The 16,066-nt window shown below is 69.9% G+C and carries 18 protein-coding genes and 2 pseudogenes; 8 read left to right on the top strand and 12 right to left on the bottom strand.

The annotated features are described in order from the left end of the window. Nucleotides 1-2 precede the first annotated feature (2 nt). The 10 genes from recO to RMT89_RS19365 all read right to left on the bottom strand — a co-directional run bounded on the left by recO (nt 3) and on the right by RMT89_RS19365 (nt 8,141). Nucleotides 3-749 (bottom strand): DNA repair protein RecO, encoded by a 747-nt coding sequence (gene recO, locus RMT89_RS19410; RefSeq protein ID WP_315884997.1) that lies wholly within the window; start codon nt 747-749, stop codon nt 3-5. Further along, nucleotides 746-877 (bottom strand): hypothetical protein, encoded by a 132-nt coding sequence (locus RMT89_RS19405; protein ID WP_315884996.1) that lies wholly within the window; start codon nt 875-877, stop codon nt 746-748. The genes recO and RMT89_RS19405 overlap by 4 nt, the downstream gene beginning before the upstream one ends. 26 nt (nt 878-903) lie before the next feature. Further along, nucleotides 904-1,203: a DUF1266 domain-containing protein gene (locus RMT89_RS19400; RefSeq protein WP_315885073.1), complete on the bottom strand. Its 300-nt coding sequence runs from the start codon at nt 1,201-1,203 to the stop codon at nt 904-906. Nucleotides 1,204-1,227: 24 nt separating this feature from the next. After that, nucleotides 1,228-1,431 (bottom strand): hypothetical protein, encoded by a 204-nt coding sequence (locus RMT89_RS19395; RefSeq protein ID WP_315884995.1) that lies wholly within the window; start codon nt 1,429-1,431, stop codon nt 1,228-1,230. A 117-nt stretch (nt 1,432-1,548) separates the two neighbouring features. After that, on the bottom strand, nt 1,549-2,532 hold the full coding sequence (locus RMT89_RS19390) for a DUF6879 family protein (protein ID WP_315884994.1): 984 nt from the start codon (nt 2,530-2,532) through the stop codon (nt 1,549-1,551). Nucleotides 2,533-2,569: 37 nt separating this feature from the next. After that, complete coding sequence (locus RMT89_RS19385) at nt 2,570-3,538, bottom strand: SCO2521 family protein (RefSeq protein WP_315884993.1); 969 nt, start codon at nt 3,536-3,538, stop codon at nt 2,570-2,572. 1 nt (nt 3,539) lies between these two features. Next, nucleotides 3,540-4,520, bottom strand: a complete 981-nt coding sequence (locus tag RMT89_RS19380) for an SCO2522 family protein (protein WP_315884992.1) — start codon at nt 4,518-4,520, stop codon at nt 3,540-3,542. Next, on the bottom strand, nt 4,517-5,434 hold the full coding sequence (locus RMT89_RS19375; protein ID WP_315884991.1) for an SCO2523 family variant P-loop protein: 918 nt from the start codon (nt 5,432-5,434) through the stop codon (nt 4,517-4,519). The genes RMT89_RS19380 and RMT89_RS19375 overlap by 4 nt, the downstream gene beginning before the upstream one ends. A gap of 4 nt (nt 5,435-5,438) precedes the next feature. Beyond that, entirely contained in the window at nt 5,439-7,289 is a 1,851-nt protein-coding gene (locus tag RMT89_RS19370; protein WP_315884990.1) for an SCO2524 family protein, read from the bottom strand. A gap of 57 nt (nt 7,290-7,346) precedes the next feature. After that, the gene (locus RMT89_RS19365) at nt 7,347-8,141 is read right to left on the bottom strand and encodes an SCO2525 family SAM-dependent methyltransferase (protein WP_315884989.1); all 795 of its coding nucleotides are present in this window, start codon (nt 8,139-8,141) and stop codon (nt 7,347-7,349) included. A 260-nt stretch (nt 8,142-8,401) separates the two neighbouring features. On the opposite strand from RMT89_RS19365, the gene RMT89_RS19360 reads away from it, so the two are divergent. Both RMT89_RS19360 and RMT89_RS19355 read left to right on the top strand, forming a co-directional pair. After that, nucleotides 8,402-8,935, top strand: a complete 534-nt coding sequence (locus tag RMT89_RS19360) for a GNAT family N-acetyltransferase (protein ID WP_315884988.1) — start codon at nt 8,402-8,404, stop codon at nt 8,933-8,935. A 214-nt stretch (nt 8,936-9,149) separates the two neighbouring features. After that, the gene (locus tag RMT89_RS19355; protein WP_315884987.1) at nt 9,150-9,293 is read left to right on the top strand and encodes a hypothetical protein; all 144 of its coding nucleotides are present in this window, start codon (nt 9,150-9,152) and stop codon (nt 9,291-9,293) included. Here the strand turns inward: RMT89_RS19355 and RMT89_RS19350 are convergent. Continuing rightward, on the bottom strand, nt 9,286-9,723 hold the full coding sequence (locus tag RMT89_RS19350; protein WP_315884986.1) for a protein phosphatase: 438 nt from the start codon (nt 9,721-9,723) through the stop codon (nt 9,286-9,288). The genes RMT89_RS19355 and RMT89_RS19350 overlap by 8 nt on opposite strands. 82 nt (nt 9,724-9,805) lie before the next feature. Here RMT89_RS19350 and RMT89_RS19345 point away from each other — a divergent pair. After that, a pseudogene (locus RMT89_RS19345) lies at nt 9,806-10,009 on the top strand (sigma factor); the annotation flags it as partial. Between the two features lie 32 nt (nt 10,010-10,041). Beyond that, on the top strand, nt 10,042-10,254 hold the full coding sequence (locus RMT89_RS19340) for a hypothetical protein (RefSeq protein ID WP_399498430.1): 213 nt from the start codon (nt 10,042-10,044) through the stop codon (nt 10,252-10,254). 50 nt (nt 10,255-10,304) lie between these two features. Here the strand turns inward: RMT89_RS19340 and RMT89_RS19335 are convergent, their stop codons facing one another. After that, nucleotides 10,305-11,018, bottom strand: a complete 714-nt coding sequence (locus RMT89_RS19335; RefSeq protein WP_315884985.1) for a FadR/GntR family transcriptional regulator — start codon at nt 11,016-11,018, stop codon at nt 10,305-10,307. Nucleotides 11,019-11,232: 214 nt separating this feature from the next. On the opposite strand from RMT89_RS19335, the gene RMT89_RS19330 reads away from it, so the two are divergent. The 4 genes and pseudogenes from RMT89_RS19330 to RMT89_RS19315 all read left to right on the top strand — a co-directional run. Continuing rightward, a complete protein-coding gene (locus tag RMT89_RS19330) occupies nt 11,233-12,864 on the top strand; it encodes an ABC transporter substrate-binding protein (RefSeq protein ID WP_315884984.1) in 1,632 nt (543 codons plus the stop codon). Between the two features lie 4 nt (nt 12,865-12,868). Next, entirely contained in the window at nt 12,869-13,831 is a 963-nt protein-coding gene (locus RMT89_RS19325; protein WP_315884983.1) for an ABC transporter permease, read from the top strand. Further along, nucleotides 13,828-15,801: a dipeptide/oligopeptide/nickel ABC transporter permease/ATP-binding protein gene (locus tag RMT89_RS19320; protein WP_315884982.1), complete on the top strand. Its 1,974-nt coding sequence runs from the start codon at nt 13,828-13,830 to the stop codon at nt 15,799-15,801. Before RMT89_RS19325 ends, RMT89_RS19320 begins: the two co-directional genes overlap by 4 nt. Next, a pseudogene (locus RMT89_RS19315) lies at nt 15,798-15,938 on the top strand (peptide ABC transporter ATP-binding protein); the annotation flags it as partial. The gene RMT89_RS19320 and the pseudogene RMT89_RS19315, both read left to right, overlap by 4 nt. Between the last annotated feature and the right edge of the window lie 128 nt (nt 15,939-16,066).

The raw sequence follows: 16,066 nt of genomic DNA, 5'->3' as shown, positions 1-16,066 counted from the left end.
CCTTACTTTTCCACGTACCGAAGCGAACGCAGCCCGCGCTCCAGGTGCCAGTGCAGGTAGGCGGAGACCAGACCGCTGCCCTCCCGGACGTGCCGTGGCTCGCAGGCGTCCGCAGTGTCCCAGTCTCCCGTAAGCAGCGCACCGAGCAGTTCCAGGGTCTGCGGCGAGGGTACGACGCTACCGGGGACCCGGCAGTCGACGCATACGGAGCCTCCCGCGGCCACCGAGAAGAAGCGATTCGGTCCCGGCATCCCGCACTTCGCACAGTCGCTGAAGCTCGGGGCGTAGCCGTTGACGGCGAGCGACCGCAGCAGGAAGGCGTCCAGTACAAGGTGCGGGGCGTGCTCACCGCGGGCGAGCGTCCGCAGCGCCCCGACGAGCAGCAGATACTGCTGCACGGCCGGCTCGCCCTCGTGGTCGGTGAACCGCTCGGCGGTCTCCAGCATGGCCGTCCCGGCGGTGTACCGAGCGTAGTCGGTGACGATGCCACCGCCGTACGGCGCGATGGTCTCGCTCTGCGTGCACAGCGGCAGCCCGCGCCCGATCAGCTCACTGCCCCGAGCGAAGAACTGCACATCCACATGCGAGAACGGCTCAAGCCGGGCCCCGAACTTGGACTTGGTCCGCCGCACCCCACGGGCGACGGCCCGCACCCTTCCATGCCCGCGCGTGAGCAAGGTAATGATCCGGTCCGCCTCGCCCAGCTTCTGGGTGCGCAGGACGATGCCGTCGTCGCGGAACAGACTCATCGCACGCCCCCGCAGGCTCCCGGCCGGGGGCCCGAGGGCTGCCCGCCGGGACAGCACAGCATGATCCGGTCCGCCTCGCCCAGCTTCTGGGTGCGCAGGACGATGCCGTCGTCGCGGAACAGACTCATGCGGCCATTCTCGCGTACGGCGCGGGTCAGCGGGCGCGGTCGGGATGGCTGATCGTGTTCCAGGGGGCCCGGCTCCAGGGGCTGGCGCGGTTCGCCGGGTCCAGGAGGGCGCGCAGGTGGGCGTCCGCCTGCGCCTGCGGGGCGGGGAAGCCGGCGTCGGGGGTGCCGCGCAGGCCGTCCTGCCACACCTTGCGGCCCAGCAGATAGTGGTCGGCGTACTCCCGCCACGAGCCGTACTTCCCCACCACCGACGGCACGATGTTCTTCAGCGCGGTCCAGGCGTCCGCCTCGTCGAGCAGCCCGCAGCCGAACCCCCGGCGCGAGATGTCGACGCACCCTGACGCCCGGCGTCAAGGCACCTCTCGCCAGGTATGCGCGGTGGCCGCACGGGTGCGTTCGGCGGGCGTGGCCTTCCGTACCGCCTCCGGTGCCGCGTCCCACTCCAGCCCGCCGCCATACGGTCTGAGCTGGACGTACGGGCCCTCATGGCCCATGACGATGCCGATCCTTCCGGACCGGGTGTCCACGACGTATGAACCGACGGGTGGCTTCACCGCAGTCATTTCCTTCCCCGCTGCCCGTGCTGCTTTCCGTCCCGTTGGTTCCCCCCACCTCCCTGGTTTCACTCTTCGCATCCCTCCGGCGACGCTCCGCGCCTACACTCCGGAGGATCAGTCGGCGCTGCTGGCCTCCCACAGGTCCTCGAAGCGCTCGATGCGTTCCGAGACATGGTCCGGCGTCATCTTCAGCGTGGTCTTGGTGGGCGTGGCCCGGACATCGGGCTCGATCTCGTAGCAGAGCTCGCCGTCGAAGATGATGAAGTCGTTCACCGAGGTGACCGGCGCGCTGTCCAGCTCGGACTGGTCGACGATCCGCGCGTCGATGCCGTATCTGCGCTGTCTCTCGCAGAGTTTGCGCAGGTCCTCGGTGATCTCCTCCGGCGAGTCGACGAGGAAGAGCCGCCGTATCTCCACACCCCGCTTGCGGATGGCATCGCCCTGCGCGACCAGATACCGCTTGCCGGGGCCACTGGACCAGAAGTCCCGGTCGACGGAGGTGCTGGTGGCGTAGAGCGTCTTCTTGGTGCAGGCGGTGAGGTCGATCAGCCACTCGTGGTTCTCGCCGGGGCAGTCCGCGGTGCCGTTGCTGAGGCTCTCCATCAGCAGCGCGAGACTCGCGATCTCCTCCTGCGCGAACCGCTTCACGATCTCCGAGCCGTGCTCCCCGACCTGGGTGTACTTGCGGGCCAGCCGGGTCACCCCGTCGGAGCGCAGCACGGACCGGTCGACCTGGCTGAACAGCTCGGTCGCCGCGTTGATCTTGGCGAAGCTCTCGTCGACCGCCGAACGCATCTCCCGGTGATGGTCGGCGAGAGAGTCCCGCATCCCGCGGATCCGGCGCTTCTGGGCCTCCTCGACGGCCTCAAGGCGCTCACCGAAGTCCACCAGGTACTGCATGATCAGCACGGCGCTGCCGACGACCACGGGCATCGTCCACTGCCACTGCTCGCTCGCGTCCGGGCTCAGGACGTTGGTCAGGAAGAACGTTCCTGTCGCCAATAAGGCGGTGACCAGCGTCTTGCGGAACAGTTTCGACCGGCGTTCTTCCTGCGGCGGCGGTGCTGTCCTTACTTCTCCTGTCGTCGCTCCGTTCATGTCTTTCCCCCGTCGGGTGTCTCGTTCGGGCCGCCCCTCAGCGCGTACTCAGCGCCTGGTGCAGCAACGGAATGGTCTGGACGGCCAGTTGGTCGCGGATCCGCTGGACGAGGCTCTGCCACTGGCGGGTGAAGCCCGGTTCTCGTTCCAGCTCGTCCCAGAGATGTCCCAGCGTGCGGTCCACATGGGCGCGCGGCATCCACAGATGCAGCAGATGATCGACGGCAGGGCGCAGTGCGAGCACGGCCGAGGGCCCGTCCGCCGCGCCGAGCCGGCTGTTGTCCAGCATGTGCACGACGGTCGTGAGCAGCCAGTCGTGCAGCGCGAGGTCCTCGCACAGTCCGGCCGCCGCGGCTGCCGGGGTGTCCTCCGGCAGGCGCAGTTCCATGGTCCGCAGGCCGTCCTCGGCCAGCGTGAAACGGGTCAGCGCCGGGCCCTCGCCGGCCGGGGCCCGGTGCGCGGTCCACCGCAGGTGTGTACGGCGGGACTTGAAGGGCGCCTTGTGGTCGAGGAGGGGATGGCGCTGCAGCCCGGCGAGCAGCCCTTCCGCGATCATCCCGAGGTCCAGCTCCCCGCGTCCGGCGCCGCGCAGCACACCCTGAGCGGTGGCCTGCGCGGGCAGCTTGCCGAACGGCTCGACGAGCCCGGGCCGGACCAGGTACTGCCCCCAGGGCCGCCGCAGATCGGGACCGGTGGCCGGGGCGCTGAAGTACGCGGTGGCCTGGAGGACGCGGCCCTCGGTGAGCGCGGCGCGGGCGGCCACCGTGCCGACGGCCCGGACGCGGGCGCCGTTGGCGGTCGGCAGCCGGCAGTCGACGCCGGTCAGCACCTCGGGCGAGAGGACGTACAGATTGGGCCGCTCGGAGACCCGGACGTGTTCGTCGGCGCGCAGCCTGAGCAGCCCGGCGGCGGCCCGGCCGTCCAGCGCCTGGAAGGACGGCAGCAGACAGGTGCGCACCTCGCCGCAGACGAGGACCGCAGGCGCCGACTGTCCGGGGGCTGCCATCTCAGGCCCCTTCGGTGGAGGACTCGGCGGGCTCCTCGTAGAAGACGTAGGAGGCGCGCTGGGCGACCGCGGCCGGTACCTCGGCCTGCTCGCCGCGGGAGCGCTTGTCGATCTGCTCCAGAGCCCGGGCGTCGACGTCTATCTGGTCCAGGATCACCCGGACCGCGTCCTCGACGGCGAGGAAGCGGTTGGGCATCAAAGTGCAGGTGCGGTAGGCGCTGAACGGATCGGCGTCCGGGTTGAGCTGGAGCAGCGGCGGCAGCCGGTCCCAGTCGTGCGGGAAGTCACCGCCGTCCCACGGCTTCGGGGTCAGCACCGGTTCGCCGAGGTGGCGCAGGAGGCCGAGGCGGGCGAGCTGCCATACGGCGGCCAGGAAGGGGCAGGACCACAGCCTGCGGCCGTCCTTGTCGGACCACAGCTCGACGTCCATGAAGACGGAGTGGTTGCGGGCCGCCGTCTCATGGGGCGGCTGCCAGGCGGTGATCTCGGCGAGGGCGGCGCCCCGGCCGGGGCTGCGCTGGCCGTTGGCGAGCCAGCCGGTGCGGCTGACGGGCGGGCGGGAGCCGGACGAGCCGGGCGCCGGCGACTCGACGAGGCGGTGCATGACGGACTCGGCGAGCTCGATCCGGTCGGCGACCGCGCAGCCGGACTCGCGGGCCAGGTAGTCGATGGTGAGCCCGGCCTCCTCGGCCTCCTTGAGGATCAGCGGGACGAGTTCGGCCGGGGTGGAGAAGCGGCTGAAGTAGTCGTCGACGAGGAAGCAGGTGCTGATCCGGGGGCGGCCCGCACCGGCGCGGCGGGCGGCGGAGGCGCGGGCGGCCTCCACCCAGATCCGCACCTCGGCGAAGTGCTCGCCCAGACGCTTGGGCCCCGCCTCGAAGTCCTCCATGTAGAGGTGGCCGAGCTCCAGGGAGAGATGGGACAGCGGTACGGCCTGGGTGCGCGGCTCGGCGCTGGTCTCCCGGAAGACGACATCACTCATGCCTGCTCCCAGTACTTGTCGTCGGTGAGCCGGCCGGCCAGGTCGCTGAGCGCCTGCCAGGTCTCCATGTTGGCGATCTGGCTGTCGAGCACGTCCTCGTCGGTGATCAGCTGCTCGCGCCACTGGAGCACCGGTTCCAGGGGTACGGCGCCCAGGACCTGGCTGTAGCCGATGCCGTGGGAGGAGGCGAGCTGCTTGAGGTCGCGGTCGCACTCGCGCATCCACGCGGACTGGGTGGCGGAGACCTGCGACCACAGCGCTGACTTGGGATCGGGTACGGCGGCCCGTACGAAGCGGATGGCGCCGCGCAGGGCGTCCTCGTCGTGCCCGCGGGCGACCCCGCCGGCGACGATCCCGCGCTTTCCGAAGACCAGGCCGGCGGCGGCCGCCACATGCTGGCGGGTCCAGCGGTGGAAGATCAGCCAGCGCGCGTCGACCCCGCGCATCTCGGGCAGCGAGGTGGCCTCCAGGACCATGTCGACGGCGTACGAGCGGCCCGCGCTGAGGTCGACCACGATCAGGTCGAACTCGGAGTTGAGCCGCAGCAGCAGATCCACGCAGCGGCGGAGGTTGTCGTCGTCGGTGGCGAACTCGCCGCCGCTGAGGTCGCCGGGCATCAGTACCAGTCGGCCGGAGCCGGGCGGCCGGTTGCGCAGCACGCGGTGCTCGGTGTCCGCCCAGACGTCGACGCGGACGGGTTCGCCGACCTCGCCCACCAGATAGGAGTGCAGTCCGCGGTCCTCGGCGGCCTGGCGGGCGTCGGGGCAGTCGAAGACGGCGGAGGCGGTGGGCGAGCCGAAGTCGAAGTCCAGGTAGCAGACGTCGTCCCCGGCCAGCGCCCGGTGATAGGCCAGGTTGGCGCTGGTCACCGAGCGGCCGGTGCCTCCCTTGTCGGAGGCCGCGAAGATCAGCACCAGGTCACACTCCCTGGGCCGCGGCTTCGCGCGCCCGGCCGAGGGCGTCGAGCTGTCCGAGGACGTCGAGGGCCAACGAGTAGGCGGTGCCCGGCTGTTCCTCGACGAGGACACGGGCGCGGCGCAGCTTGACCTCGATGTTGCGCAGCTGCATGCCGTGCCGGCCGTCGTCCTTGGGGGCGGGCTCCATCTGCTCATTGCCGAGCAGATGGGCGGCCTCGGAGAGCAACGCCTTGGCCAGCTCGATCAGTTCGAGGCTGCGGATCGGCGGCTGCTGGTACATCTGGTGGGCCTGCACCATCACCTCGGCGACCCGCTCGGTGATGCTCCAGGACACCGGCACCCGCCGCTTCTGGATATCGGCCTCGGGGTAGGCGGCGTGCACGTTGTCCCACAGGCCCGCGCCCTCGCCCTCGCGGATCCGGCGGCGCCACATGTGGTCGAAGATGCTCTCGGCGAGTCCGAGCAGCCGGTCGTGCGAGGCCAGGTTCCGCGAGAGCGTGCACAGTTGGACGGTCCGCTTCAGCAGCTGCGCCGAGAAGTCGCTCATGGACCAGGTCATTTGCGGGCCGAGCCGCTCGCTGCCCTGCAGGGGCAGGGCGACGCCGACGTTGTGCAGGGCGTGGACCATGGGGTCGTCCATCGTCATACGGCTGGTGATACGGCCGCGTTCGGCGAGGCGCTCCATGATGGTGACGGTGCGGTTGAGGTCGTCGTCGGTGGCCCGGCGCCGCATGAGGTCGTGCACCAGGATGGCGGCGACGGAGAGGGAGAAGTACTCGGACTCCAGCTTCTGTCCCGTCGTACGCCAGGGAATGTCCTCCAGGGGCCAGCGGTCGGCGTCGAAGCGGGCGATGCGGGACCAGTACTGCTGGGTCAGTTCCCAGCGCAGTCGCAGCGCCTCGGCGAGCCTTTGCTGCTCGGTGTTGAGCAGGCCCAGGGTGAGGGTGCGGTCGGAGAACAGGTCCTGGATGCCGTCGAGGGCGACGACGGTGAAGTACAGGTACGGCACGGCGTTGGCGGCGCCCTCGGGCTGCGGACCGATGGGTTCGTCGGTCTCGACCTCGGGGGCGTCCTTCACCAGGGTCCACGCCCAGCCGCACTCGAAGAGCTGGCTCTCGTCCTTGAGGCCCTCCTGGACGTCGATACCGAGCTGGAGGCTCTCGACGATCGCGGCCCGCAGCGGGCGGAAGCGGTCCTGGAACTGCTTCAGCACCTGGCGCTGCGACAGCCGTCCCTGGCCGAGGAGTTCACACAGGGTCTGGCCCTGGGAGGTCTCGGTGTCGAAGACGTTGACGGTGAAGGAGCGCAGCAGGCTGACCATGGCCGCGGTGAGCCGGCTGCTGGTGGCGGAGCGCAGCTCGGCGATGGTCTCCTTGGTGTCGGTGCGCCGGGTCTTGTTCTCGTAGATCTTGAGGAAGCCGAGGGTGGCCAGGCACAGGGTGATGGACATCGAGAAGGAGTCGACCACGCCGAGCTGACGCTGTTCCTCGGTGAGTTCCTTGTTCTTGTCGCGGGAGCCGAAGTAGTAACCCCCGGCGAAGGTGGGCCTCTTGTCCTCGCCGGTGTGGGTGCGCATGAACTCGGCCGCGGCGGTGACGAGGTTGGCCGGAATGTCCAGCCGCCCGCCGGCCTTCTTCAGCACCTGCTGGACGTCGTCCTGGGTGGTGTCCGGATCGTCCAGCCGGAACGCCGGAATCTCGGTGGCCGGATAGAAGAGGCAGAGCAGCCGCTCCGCGTCGGCGACGCTGCTCTCTCCGCCGTACTCGCCCCAGTTCCACTCCCCGGCCTCGAACGAATGGCGACCGAGCGCCTGCCAGATGTCCAGCAGATGCTGGCGTGGCTTGATCTGCATCCATGCCCCTCACACAGGCCGCACTGCCATCAATGGAGGAAAATCCCTCTTCTGTTTTCAGCCACCCAGAGGCGGAATACGGGAATCCGAATTCCGTCGGCCGTAGGCGACGATCATTCCGGAATACCCGTCGCGCACGGCGGCCGAGGATTTCAGGCGTACGGTCGTGAAATCGTCCGCGAATCGCTCCAGGCTCGCGTACACCTCCGCCTCCCCCACATCGCAGGCGGGGAAGAAATGCTCACCGGCGTGATAGCCCTTGGAATGCTCCATGAAGGCCGCGGCGAACGGCGCGCCGGGGGCCAGGGCGCGCAGGAAGCACTCGACGCCCCGGTCGAACTCCTCGCGCGAGGAGGTCATCGACTCGGCGACGAAGAACATGGTGCCCATCGACCACCGGCCCTCGTGCCGCACGAGGTCGAAGAGGTTGCCCTCCGCCACCCCGACGACGTCACGGAAACGGGCCCGCGGGTCCATGTCCAGGGCGCCGTAGGCGTCGTTCTTGCACAGCACGCGCCAGAACTGGTCCCAGTTGCCGTCGTAGGAGGCCACCTGGGACCTCAGGTAGCGGACGTTGGCGGACGAGCGCTCGAAGAGCGTGATCTCGTCGCACCAGGGCAGCATGGCGAGCGCGGGGTAGAGATTCGCGCCGGCGCCGACATCGATGCCCGAAACAGGCCGGACGCCTCGCTTCGGGAAATGATCGCCGAAATGATCCCGGATGATGGAAAGGATCTCCGCGTCCTCTGCCTGTAAGTCGCGGTAGTTGTGATCAACGTAGGCGATCGGGTCGAATGCTGCCCAACTGACGTCCGCATTCAGCTGGGCATCCCCCGAGGATCTCAAGGTCATTCATCAACGGTACCAACGGCGGGGGCACGACGGACCCCCCTGCGCCAATCTGACAAAAAGAATGACCCCGGTGGGGCGCACCGGGGGCGCATGGGGGCGAATGGATTCCCACGACCTGATCCGCCCTTGAACGGCCGGATTGTCCCGCTCAAGATGGTCGGAACTCTGCCGAACACACCCGAAAGGCAGACACCTCGCGTCTCACTCGTACCACCCGTACGGGTGCAACGCGCAATTGACCAGGACCCGCAGGGGGCGGTATGGCGGCTCTTCCAGAGGAACGTTTCCCTTCCCGCGCCGGCCGCACCGGCCATGCGCTCTTCCGCGACCGGGCGTTCATCGACCGGCCCCTGACGATGAGAGGCGTCACCGAGGCCGACCTGCCCGAACTCGTCCGCGTCGACCGCGAGGCCTTCCCCGAGGAGCCCTATCCCTACTTCGTACTGCGCCAGTTGTACGACGTCCACGGCGACCGCCTGCTGGTCCTGGACGACGGCGAGCGGCTGCACGGCTATGTCCTCTTCCCGACCACCTCGGACGGCTACCAGGGCTGGATCATGAGCCTGGGCGTCACCCGGGACCAGCGGGGCCGGGGCCTCGGCCGGCGTCTGATGCTGGAGGTGCTGCGCCGGCTGCGCACCGAGGGTGTGCGCGAGGTCGGTCTGACGGTCGAACCGGCCAATGCCGCCGCGATCATGCTGTACCGGTCGATCGGCTTCTCCTCGGAGGAGGGTGTGGCCAAGAACTACTTCGGGCCCGGCGAGGACCGGCTGGTGATGAGGCTGAGCCTGTGACCCGGAGGGGTCACCCTGAGGGCGGGAATGGGGGTGATCCCCCTGGAACACAGGGCCGTTACCCGGATGTGACGTACCGTCAAGACCCGTCACGCTGCTGTGATGAGGTTCCAGCCCATACCGCCCGCCTCGGGCGCGCCGGCGTAGGCGCAGGTGCCGAACTCGGTGATGGCGAGGGGCTTGTCCCAGCGCAGTAGCTCATCAACTCCCGTACGTGGCCCGACGGGTTGGGGTGGGCGGAGTGCAGGGCACCCCGATCACCCTCGCCGTCCTGACCACCAAGCCCGACCAGAACGCCCCCTGGGACAACACGCTCATCGCGAAGACGGCCTCGGTGCTGGCCGAGACCCTCAGCTGAACCGCCGTACATACCGCCGCTGCCACGGCGCCTCCACCGCCCGCGGATCGTAGTGGCGGCGGACGTACGCGACGGCCTCCCCGGCCGGTACGCCGTCCAGGACGGCCAGACAGGCCAGCGCCGTTCCCGTACGGCCGCGGCCGCCGCCGCAGGCGAGTTCGACCCGCTCGCCTGCGGCCCGCCGCCAGGCCTCGGCCAGCAGCGCGCGAGCCGCGTCGCGGTCGGCCGGGAGGCGGAAGTCGGGCCAGCGGATCCAGTCGGACCCCCAGGGGACTCCGGGCGGTCGCCGGCCCAGGAGGTAGAGGCCGTACGAGGGGACCGGCGCGTCCGGGGCGAGCGGGTGGCGCAGGGCGCGGCCCCGGACCAGTCGTCCCGAAGGGAGCCGGAGTACGCCAGGGGCCCGCTCGTCCCACTGTTCCTGGTCTGTCATGGACGTCATTCGAACCCGGTCCCGGGGACCGGGCAACCGAATCCGTCCGGGTGGTGGTCTGGAGGGCGAGGGAGGGTGCTTGATGCAGGTCGAACTAGAAGACCGGTTCCAGGAGTTCGTCAGAGCCCGGTGGTCCCATCTCGTGCGGACCGCCTATCTGCTCACCGGCGACCCGCACCACGCCGAGGATCTGACGCAGACGGCGCTGGCGAAGGCGTACCGGTCATGGCGGCGCGTGACGCGCAGCGACGACCCGGAGGCGTACGTCCGGCGGATGCTGGTCAGCTTGGCAACTGGACACTCCCCTTCCGCTGGGGCGTGATCGGCACCTTCGAGCCCTCGGTCGCGAAGGTCACCGTCTCCTACGGCGGCGCGACCAGCCAGGCGGCCCTGGACCACGGCTGGTTCGTGGCCTCCGGCGTCCTGACCGAGCAGGTCACCATCGCCCCCCGGGTCAAGGGCTACGACGCCGACGGCAAGCTCGTCTACGACTCCGACCAGGACCAGTCGTACGAGAAGACGCTGCCGTAACCGCGCTTCGGGGGGTGCCGTACAGGGGTCGGCACCCCCCAGGCGTTCCCTCAGGCGTTCCCTCGGGCGTCCGGCGCGGTCCGTGCCTCGATGCCGTGGAAGTGGACCGCCATCGCGCGCTGCGCGCCCTCGACGTCCCGGGCGCGCAGCGCGTCGACTATGTCGCGGTGCCGGCGGACGGTGACCCCGGGCGCCGGCTGGTCGGGGCGGCCGAGTTCGCCGGAGACGCGCCGGAAGACGGTCCAGAAGGCGCCCAGCAGTTGCGGCACGAGGGCGTTGCCGAGTGAGGCGTAGAGCAACTCGTGGAATTCGCGGTCGAGTTCGTCGAAGGGCAGTCCGGCGCGTCCCGCCGCGTCCATCCGGTCCACCACGCTTTCGAGACGGTCCAGCTCCGCCTCGGTGAGCGTCCTCGCCACCCGGCGGATCAGACCCTCCTCCAGCACCTCACGGACCTGGAGGATCTCGGCGAGCGCCCCGGTGTCATGGTCGTGCCGGGCGAGCGCGCGGAAGGTCAGCCCGTCGACCAGCGGGGTCATGGAGGCATGCCCGACATAGGTGCCGTAGCCGTGCCGGATCTCCACGATGTCCAGCGCCTGGAGTGCCTTGAGCGCCTCGCGCACGGAGTTGCGGCTCACGCCGAGGTCCGCCATCAGCTCCGCCTCGGTGGGCAGCGGCGCGCCGGGCGCCAGGCGGCGGTCGAGGATCAGCTGGACCACCGCGCCCCGTATGCGACTGTTCCCGGTCTCCCCGGCCATGCGCGGCATCGTACGCGCCAGGGACGTCCCACGTCCCACCTCCGGCGACAAGCGGGCCAACTCCCGGCATTTCGCGCCGCCATTGGTCCGACCTGTGGCGGAATAGGCCATTCGTGTGTGATGCCTTGACCACCCCCATCACCGCTCCTATGGTCGCGGCTGACTGGCAGGACGTAGGACGTCGTATCTCCCCTCCCCCCACCCCCTTCCTTCTGGAGGAACCGTGCGCGACGTGACCCACGACGTGCCGGCGCCCGGCCGCCGGACCTTCCTGAAGCACACCGGCGCGCTGGGCGCGGCCGCCGCCGTCTCCGCGTCCTTGTCGGCCTGTTCGGCCGGGCCCGAGTCCACCAACGACACCGGCGGCGGGGCGGACGGCGCGAACCGGACGCTGACCGCGGTGATCGGTTACGGCAACGACGGCAGCTGGGATCCCACACAGACGGCGTCGGCGTTCTGCATGGCCGCCAACAACCACATCTACGAGGGCCTGCTGGACACCGACCCGATCTCCCGCGAGCCGTACGCGGCCCTCGCCACCCAGGTGCCGGCCGATCCCAACGCCACCACCTGGCGGTTCACCCTGCGCGAGGGCGCGACCTTCCACGACGGCAAGCCGGTCACCGCCGACGACGTGGTGTTCGTCTTCGACCGGATCCTCGACCCGAAGACCCAGACCCTCGCCAAGGGCTTCTTCGCGAGCTGGCTGAAGGAGGTCCGCAAGGTCGACGCCCGGAACGTCGAGCTGGTGCTGAAGTTTCCCTTCCCGGACGGGCTTTCACGGCTCACCCTCGCCAAGGTCATGCCGAAGCACGTGTTCTCGCAGCCGGGGGGCTGGGAGGACGCCATCAGGGGCAAGGCGATCGGCTCGGGGCCGTACCGGCAGACCGCGCACCACCCGAAGTCCAACACCACCTTCGAGGCGTTCGCCGCCTACAACGGCCCGCGACGGCCGGCCTTCAAGAAGATGAACTGGCTGACGATCGTGGACGCGGCCCCGCGCGTGGCCCGGATCTCGGGCTCCAGCGCCGGGGCGCAGATCTCCGACAACATCCCCTACGCCAACATCGGGCAGCTGGAGAGCGGCGGGCTCACGGTCGCGGGCGGGGCCGGGATGAACAACCTCTTCCTGATGTTCAACACCCGGCACAAGCCCTTCGACGACGTCCGCGTACGGCAGGCCCTGCACTACGCCATCGACACCGAGAAGATGGTCGAGGTCGCCCTCAAGGGGCGCGGCAAGCCGTCGAGTTCGTTCCTGAACGAGGCCAACCCCACCTACCGACGCGCCAAGACCGTCTACGACCACGACCCCGACCGGGCCAAGGCGCTGCTGAAGGAGGCCGGGGTCAGCGGGCTGGAGATCGACATCCTGGCGGTGAACGTCAGCTGGATCGTGGACTGTCTTCCGACCATCAAGTCCTCCTGGGACGCGATCGGCGTGAAGACGACCCTCTCCCCGCAGGAGACGACGGCCGTGTTCACCAAGATGGACCAGAAGCAGGACTACCAGGTCGTCGCCGCCGCCTCGAACCCCAACCAGTTCGGCCTCGACGCCGATCTGATCATGCATTACAACTACGGCCCCACCAACCTGTGGATGGGATACACCCGTTGGGCCACCGACCCGGTCGCGAGGCGGCTCTTCAAGGACATGGACCGGGCGACCCGGGAACCGGATCCGGACCGGAAGAAGACGATGATCCAGGACTACATCGATGTCGTCGCCGAGCAGGCCGTGCTCTACCCGGTCGTCCACAACGAGCTGATCACGGCCTGGGACGCGCGCCTGCTCTCCGGGATAAGGGCACAGCCGTATCCCGGGATCAACCTGCTCCAGGCGAAGTGGGCCTAGCGGCATGACCGCGGTCGTACGGATCCTGCTCCGTCGCGTCTTCCTGCTCGTCCCGCTGATGCTCGGCATCGTGCTGTTCGTGTTCCTGGTGATGCGCTTCTCGGACGTCGACCCGGCGTCCGCCTTCTTCCAGGGGGCGAACCCCACCCCTGAGCAACTCCACCAGTTCCGTGAGGAGAACGGCCTGCTGGATCCGCTGCCCGTGCGCTACGTCGCCTTCGTGGGCGATCTGCTCCAGGGCGACATGGGCACCAGCGCGCTCACCCGCGGCGAGGTGATCGACCAGGTGATGACCGCGCTGCCGCTCACCCTGCAGCTCACCTTCCTCGGGCTCGGCATCGCGATGGTGCTGGCGCTGTTCGGCGGGGTCACGGCGGCCATCTACCGCGACCGGCTGCCGGACCAGACCATCCGGGTGGTCTCGCTGACCGGCGTGGCCGCGCCCGGCTTCTGGCTGGCGCTGCTGATGATCCAGTACCTGGCGGTGGACCTGGGCTGGTTCCCGACCGGCGGCTACATCAACCCGGCGGACTCCTTCACCGGCTGGCTCAAGACGATGACGCTGCCCGCGCTCGCGCTCTCACTGCCGGTGGCGGCCCAGCTCACCCGCATTGTGCGGACGTCGGTGGTGGAGGAGCTGGACAAGGACTACGTCCGTACGGCGATCGGCAGCGGCCTGCCGCCGCGGGTGGTCGTGGGCCGGAACGTGCTCAGGAACGCCCTGGTCAATCCGCTGACCGTGCTCGGTCTCAGGGTCGGCTATCTGCTGGGCGGCGCGGTCGTCATCGAGACGATCTTCTCGCTGCCCGGCATGGGCAAGCTGATGATCGACGCCGTGAAGAACGGCGACCCGGCGGTCGTCCAGGGCGTCGTGCTGACCACGGCGTTCGGCTTCGTGATCGTCAACCTCGTGATCGACGTCCTCTACCTGCTGGTCAACCCGCGACTGAGGGACGCGGCCGCATGATCATGACGCGCAAGAGCCTCACCGAGGCCCTCTCCCGTCCCGGCGTCCGGCTGCGCGGCTGGCGGCGGCTGCCGCTGATGTCGAAGCTGGCGGTCTGCTTCCTGGCCCTGGTGGTCTTCGTCGCCGTGTTCGCGCCGCTGCTGGCCCCGGACGATCCGCTGGACCAGCAGCCGCCGGTCGACGGCACCGGACACCCCTCGTCCGAGCACTGGATGGGCCAGGACAGCCTGGGCCGGGACATCCTCAGCCGGCTGATGTACGGCGCCCGCTGGTCCCTCGCCATCGGCCTCGGCGCCACCACGCTGGCCCTGGTGGCGGGCGCGTTGATCGGGGCGGTCGCGGCGACCTCCCGCAAGGCCGTCGACGAGACGCTGATGCGCTGTCTGGATGTGGTGATGGCCTTCCCCGGCATCGCCCTCGCGGCCGTCCTGGTCGCGGTGTTCGGCGGCGGCATCACCGTGCTGATCTGCGCCATCGCCTTCCTGTTCACTCCGCCGGTGGCCCGCGTGGTCCGCGCCAACGTCCTCGACCAGTACGGCGAGGACTATGTGACCGCGGAACGGGTGATCGGCGCCCGCACCCCGCACATCGTGTGGCGGCACGTGGCCATCAACTGCGCCGCTCCCGTGCTGGTCTTCTGCACGGTGCAGGTGGCCGAGGCCATCGTCTTCGAGGCGTCGCTGTCCTTCATCGGCGCGGGGGTGCGGCCGCCCGACCCGTCCTGGGGCAGTGTCATCGCGGACGGCAAGAACATGGTGCTGACCGGGGGCTGGTGGGCGACGGTCTTCCCGGGCCTGGTGATCCTGTTCACCGTGCTCTCGCTGAACATCCTCTCCGAGGGCGTGTCGGACGCGTGGGCGGCACCGGCGGCCCGGGATGTGGAGGTCCACGAGGAGCCGGACCGGATCGAGGCGCCGGAGCCCGGCAGCGGCGAGGTGGTCCAGCTGCCCGGACTTGCCGAGGCCGCCCGGCGGCTGCGCTCCAGGGCCCGGCCCCTGCCCGCGGGGGCCCAGCCGGTGCTGGCCGTGGAGAACCTCGCCATCGGCTTCGAGGGCCGGCACCGGGGCGTGGACATCGTCGACGGCATCAGCTTCGAGGTGCAGCCCGGCGAGGTGCTGGGCCTGGTCGGCGAGTCGGGCTGCGGCAAGTCGCTCACCGCGCTGACCGTCATGGGCCTGCAGCCCAAGGGCGCCCGGGTGAGCGGCCAGGTCCGCTTCCACCAGCGGGATCTGCTGGCCGAGCCGATGCGGGCCCGGCGGAAGCTGCTCGGGCACGAGATGGCGATGGTGTACCAGGACGCCCTGTCCTCCCTGAACCCGGCGATGACCATCCGCGCCCAGCTCAAGCAGGTCGTACGACGCGGAGGCCGCCGTAGCCCCGGCGAACTGCTCACCCTGGTCGGCCTCGACCCGGAACGCACCCTGCGCAGCTACCCGCACGAGCTCTCCGGCGGCCAGCGTCAGCGCGTGCTGATCGCCATGGCGCTGTCCCGCGAGCCGAAGCTGATCGTCGCCGACGAGCCGACGACCGCCCTGGACGTCACCGTGCAGGCGCAGATCATGGCGCTGCTGCTGCGGCTGCGCGAGGAGCTGGGCTTCGCGCTGATCCTGGTCTCGCACGACCTGGCCCTGATCGCGGACGTCACCGACCGGGTGGTGGTGATGTACGGCGGACAGGTCGTCGAGACCGGGGTGACCGCCGACCTGGTGGAGGCACCGGCCCACCACTACACGCGTGGGCTGCTCGGCAGCGTGCTCTCGCTGGAAGGGGCCGCCGAACGGATGACGCAGATCAAGGGCGTCGTCCCGTCCCCCGCGGACTTCCCCGAGGGCTGCCGCTTCGCCGACCGCTGCCCCCGGGCGACGGACCTGTGCCGGAGAACCCCGCCCGACCTGCTGGGCACCCCCACCCATACGGCCGCCTGCCACCATCCGGCGGTCGAGCTGGTGACCACGGAGGTCGTCAATTGAGCGCGATCGTCGAACTGACCGACACCCACGTCGTCCACAAAGCCCGCAGCGGCGGCCTGTTCACCCGCGACCGGGTCTACGCCCTGACCGGCACCGACCTCGCCGTGGCCCCCGGGGAGACGGTCGGCGTGATGGGCGCTACATCCACCCACCCGGCAGCCGCGCCCAGGACAACGGAGGCCGTGGCATGAGCGCGATCGTCGAACTGACCGACACCCACGTCGTCCACAAAGCCCGCAGCGGCGGCCTGTTCACCCGCGACCGG

It is taken from the genome of Streptomyces sp. P17 (assembly GCF_032436805.1).
In the GTDB taxonomy this organism is placed as follows: domain Bacteria; phylum Actinomycetota; class Actinomycetes; order Streptomycetales; family Streptomycetaceae; genus Streptomyces.
This window is presented reverse-complemented; position numbering and strand designations above follow the sequence as displayed.

Excerpts from the sequence above, each read along its gene's own strand:
- RMT89_RS19320 (WP_315884982.1), top strand. The coding sequence starts at position 13,828 with ATGATCATGACGCGCAAGAGCCTCACCGAGGCCCTCTCCCGTCCCGGC.
- recO (WP_315884997.1), bottom strand. The coding sequence starts at position 749 with ATGAGTCTGTTCCGCGACGACGGCATCGTCCTGCGCACCCAGAAGCTG.
- RMT89_RS19385 (WP_315884993.1), bottom strand. The coding sequence starts at position 3,538 with ATGGCAGCCCCCGGACAGTCGGCGCCTGCGGTCCTCGTCTGCGGCGAG.
- RMT89_RS19335 (WP_315884985.1), bottom strand. The coding sequence starts at position 11,018 with ATGCCGCGCATGGCCGGGGAGACCGGGAACAGTCGCATACGGGGCGCG.
- RMT89_RS19360 (WP_315884988.1), top strand. The coding sequence starts at position 8,402 with ATGGCGGCTCTTCCAGAGGAACGTTTCCCTTCCCGCGCCGGCCGCACC.
- RMT89_RS19390 (WP_315884994.1), bottom strand. The coding sequence starts at position 2,532 with ATGAACGGAGCGACGACAGGAGAAGTAAGGACAGCACCGCCGCCGCAG.
- RMT89_RS19350 (WP_315884986.1), bottom strand. The coding sequence starts at position 9,723 with ATGACAGACCAGGAACAGTGGGACGAGCGGGCCCCTGGCGTACTCCGG.
- RMT89_RS19380 (WP_315884992.1), bottom strand. The coding sequence starts at position 4,520 with ATGAGTGATGTCGTCTTCCGGGAGACCAGCGCCGAGCCGCGCACCCAG.
- RMT89_RS19325 (WP_315884983.1), top strand. The coding sequence starts at position 12,869 with ATGACCGCGGTCGTACGGATCCTGCTCCGTCGCGTCTTCCTGCTCGTC.
- RMT89_RS19365 (WP_315884989.1), bottom strand. The coding sequence starts at position 8,141 with ATGACCTTGAGATCCTCGGGGGATGCCCAGCTGAATGCGGACGTCAGT.
- RMT89_RS19370 (WP_315884990.1), bottom strand. The coding sequence starts at position 7,289 with ATGCAGATCAAGCCACGCCAGCATCTGCTGGACATCTGGCAGGCGCTC.
- RMT89_RS19405 (WP_315884996.1), bottom strand. The coding sequence starts at position 877 with ATGAGTCTGTTCCGCGACGACGGCATCGTCCTGCGCACCCAGAAGCTG.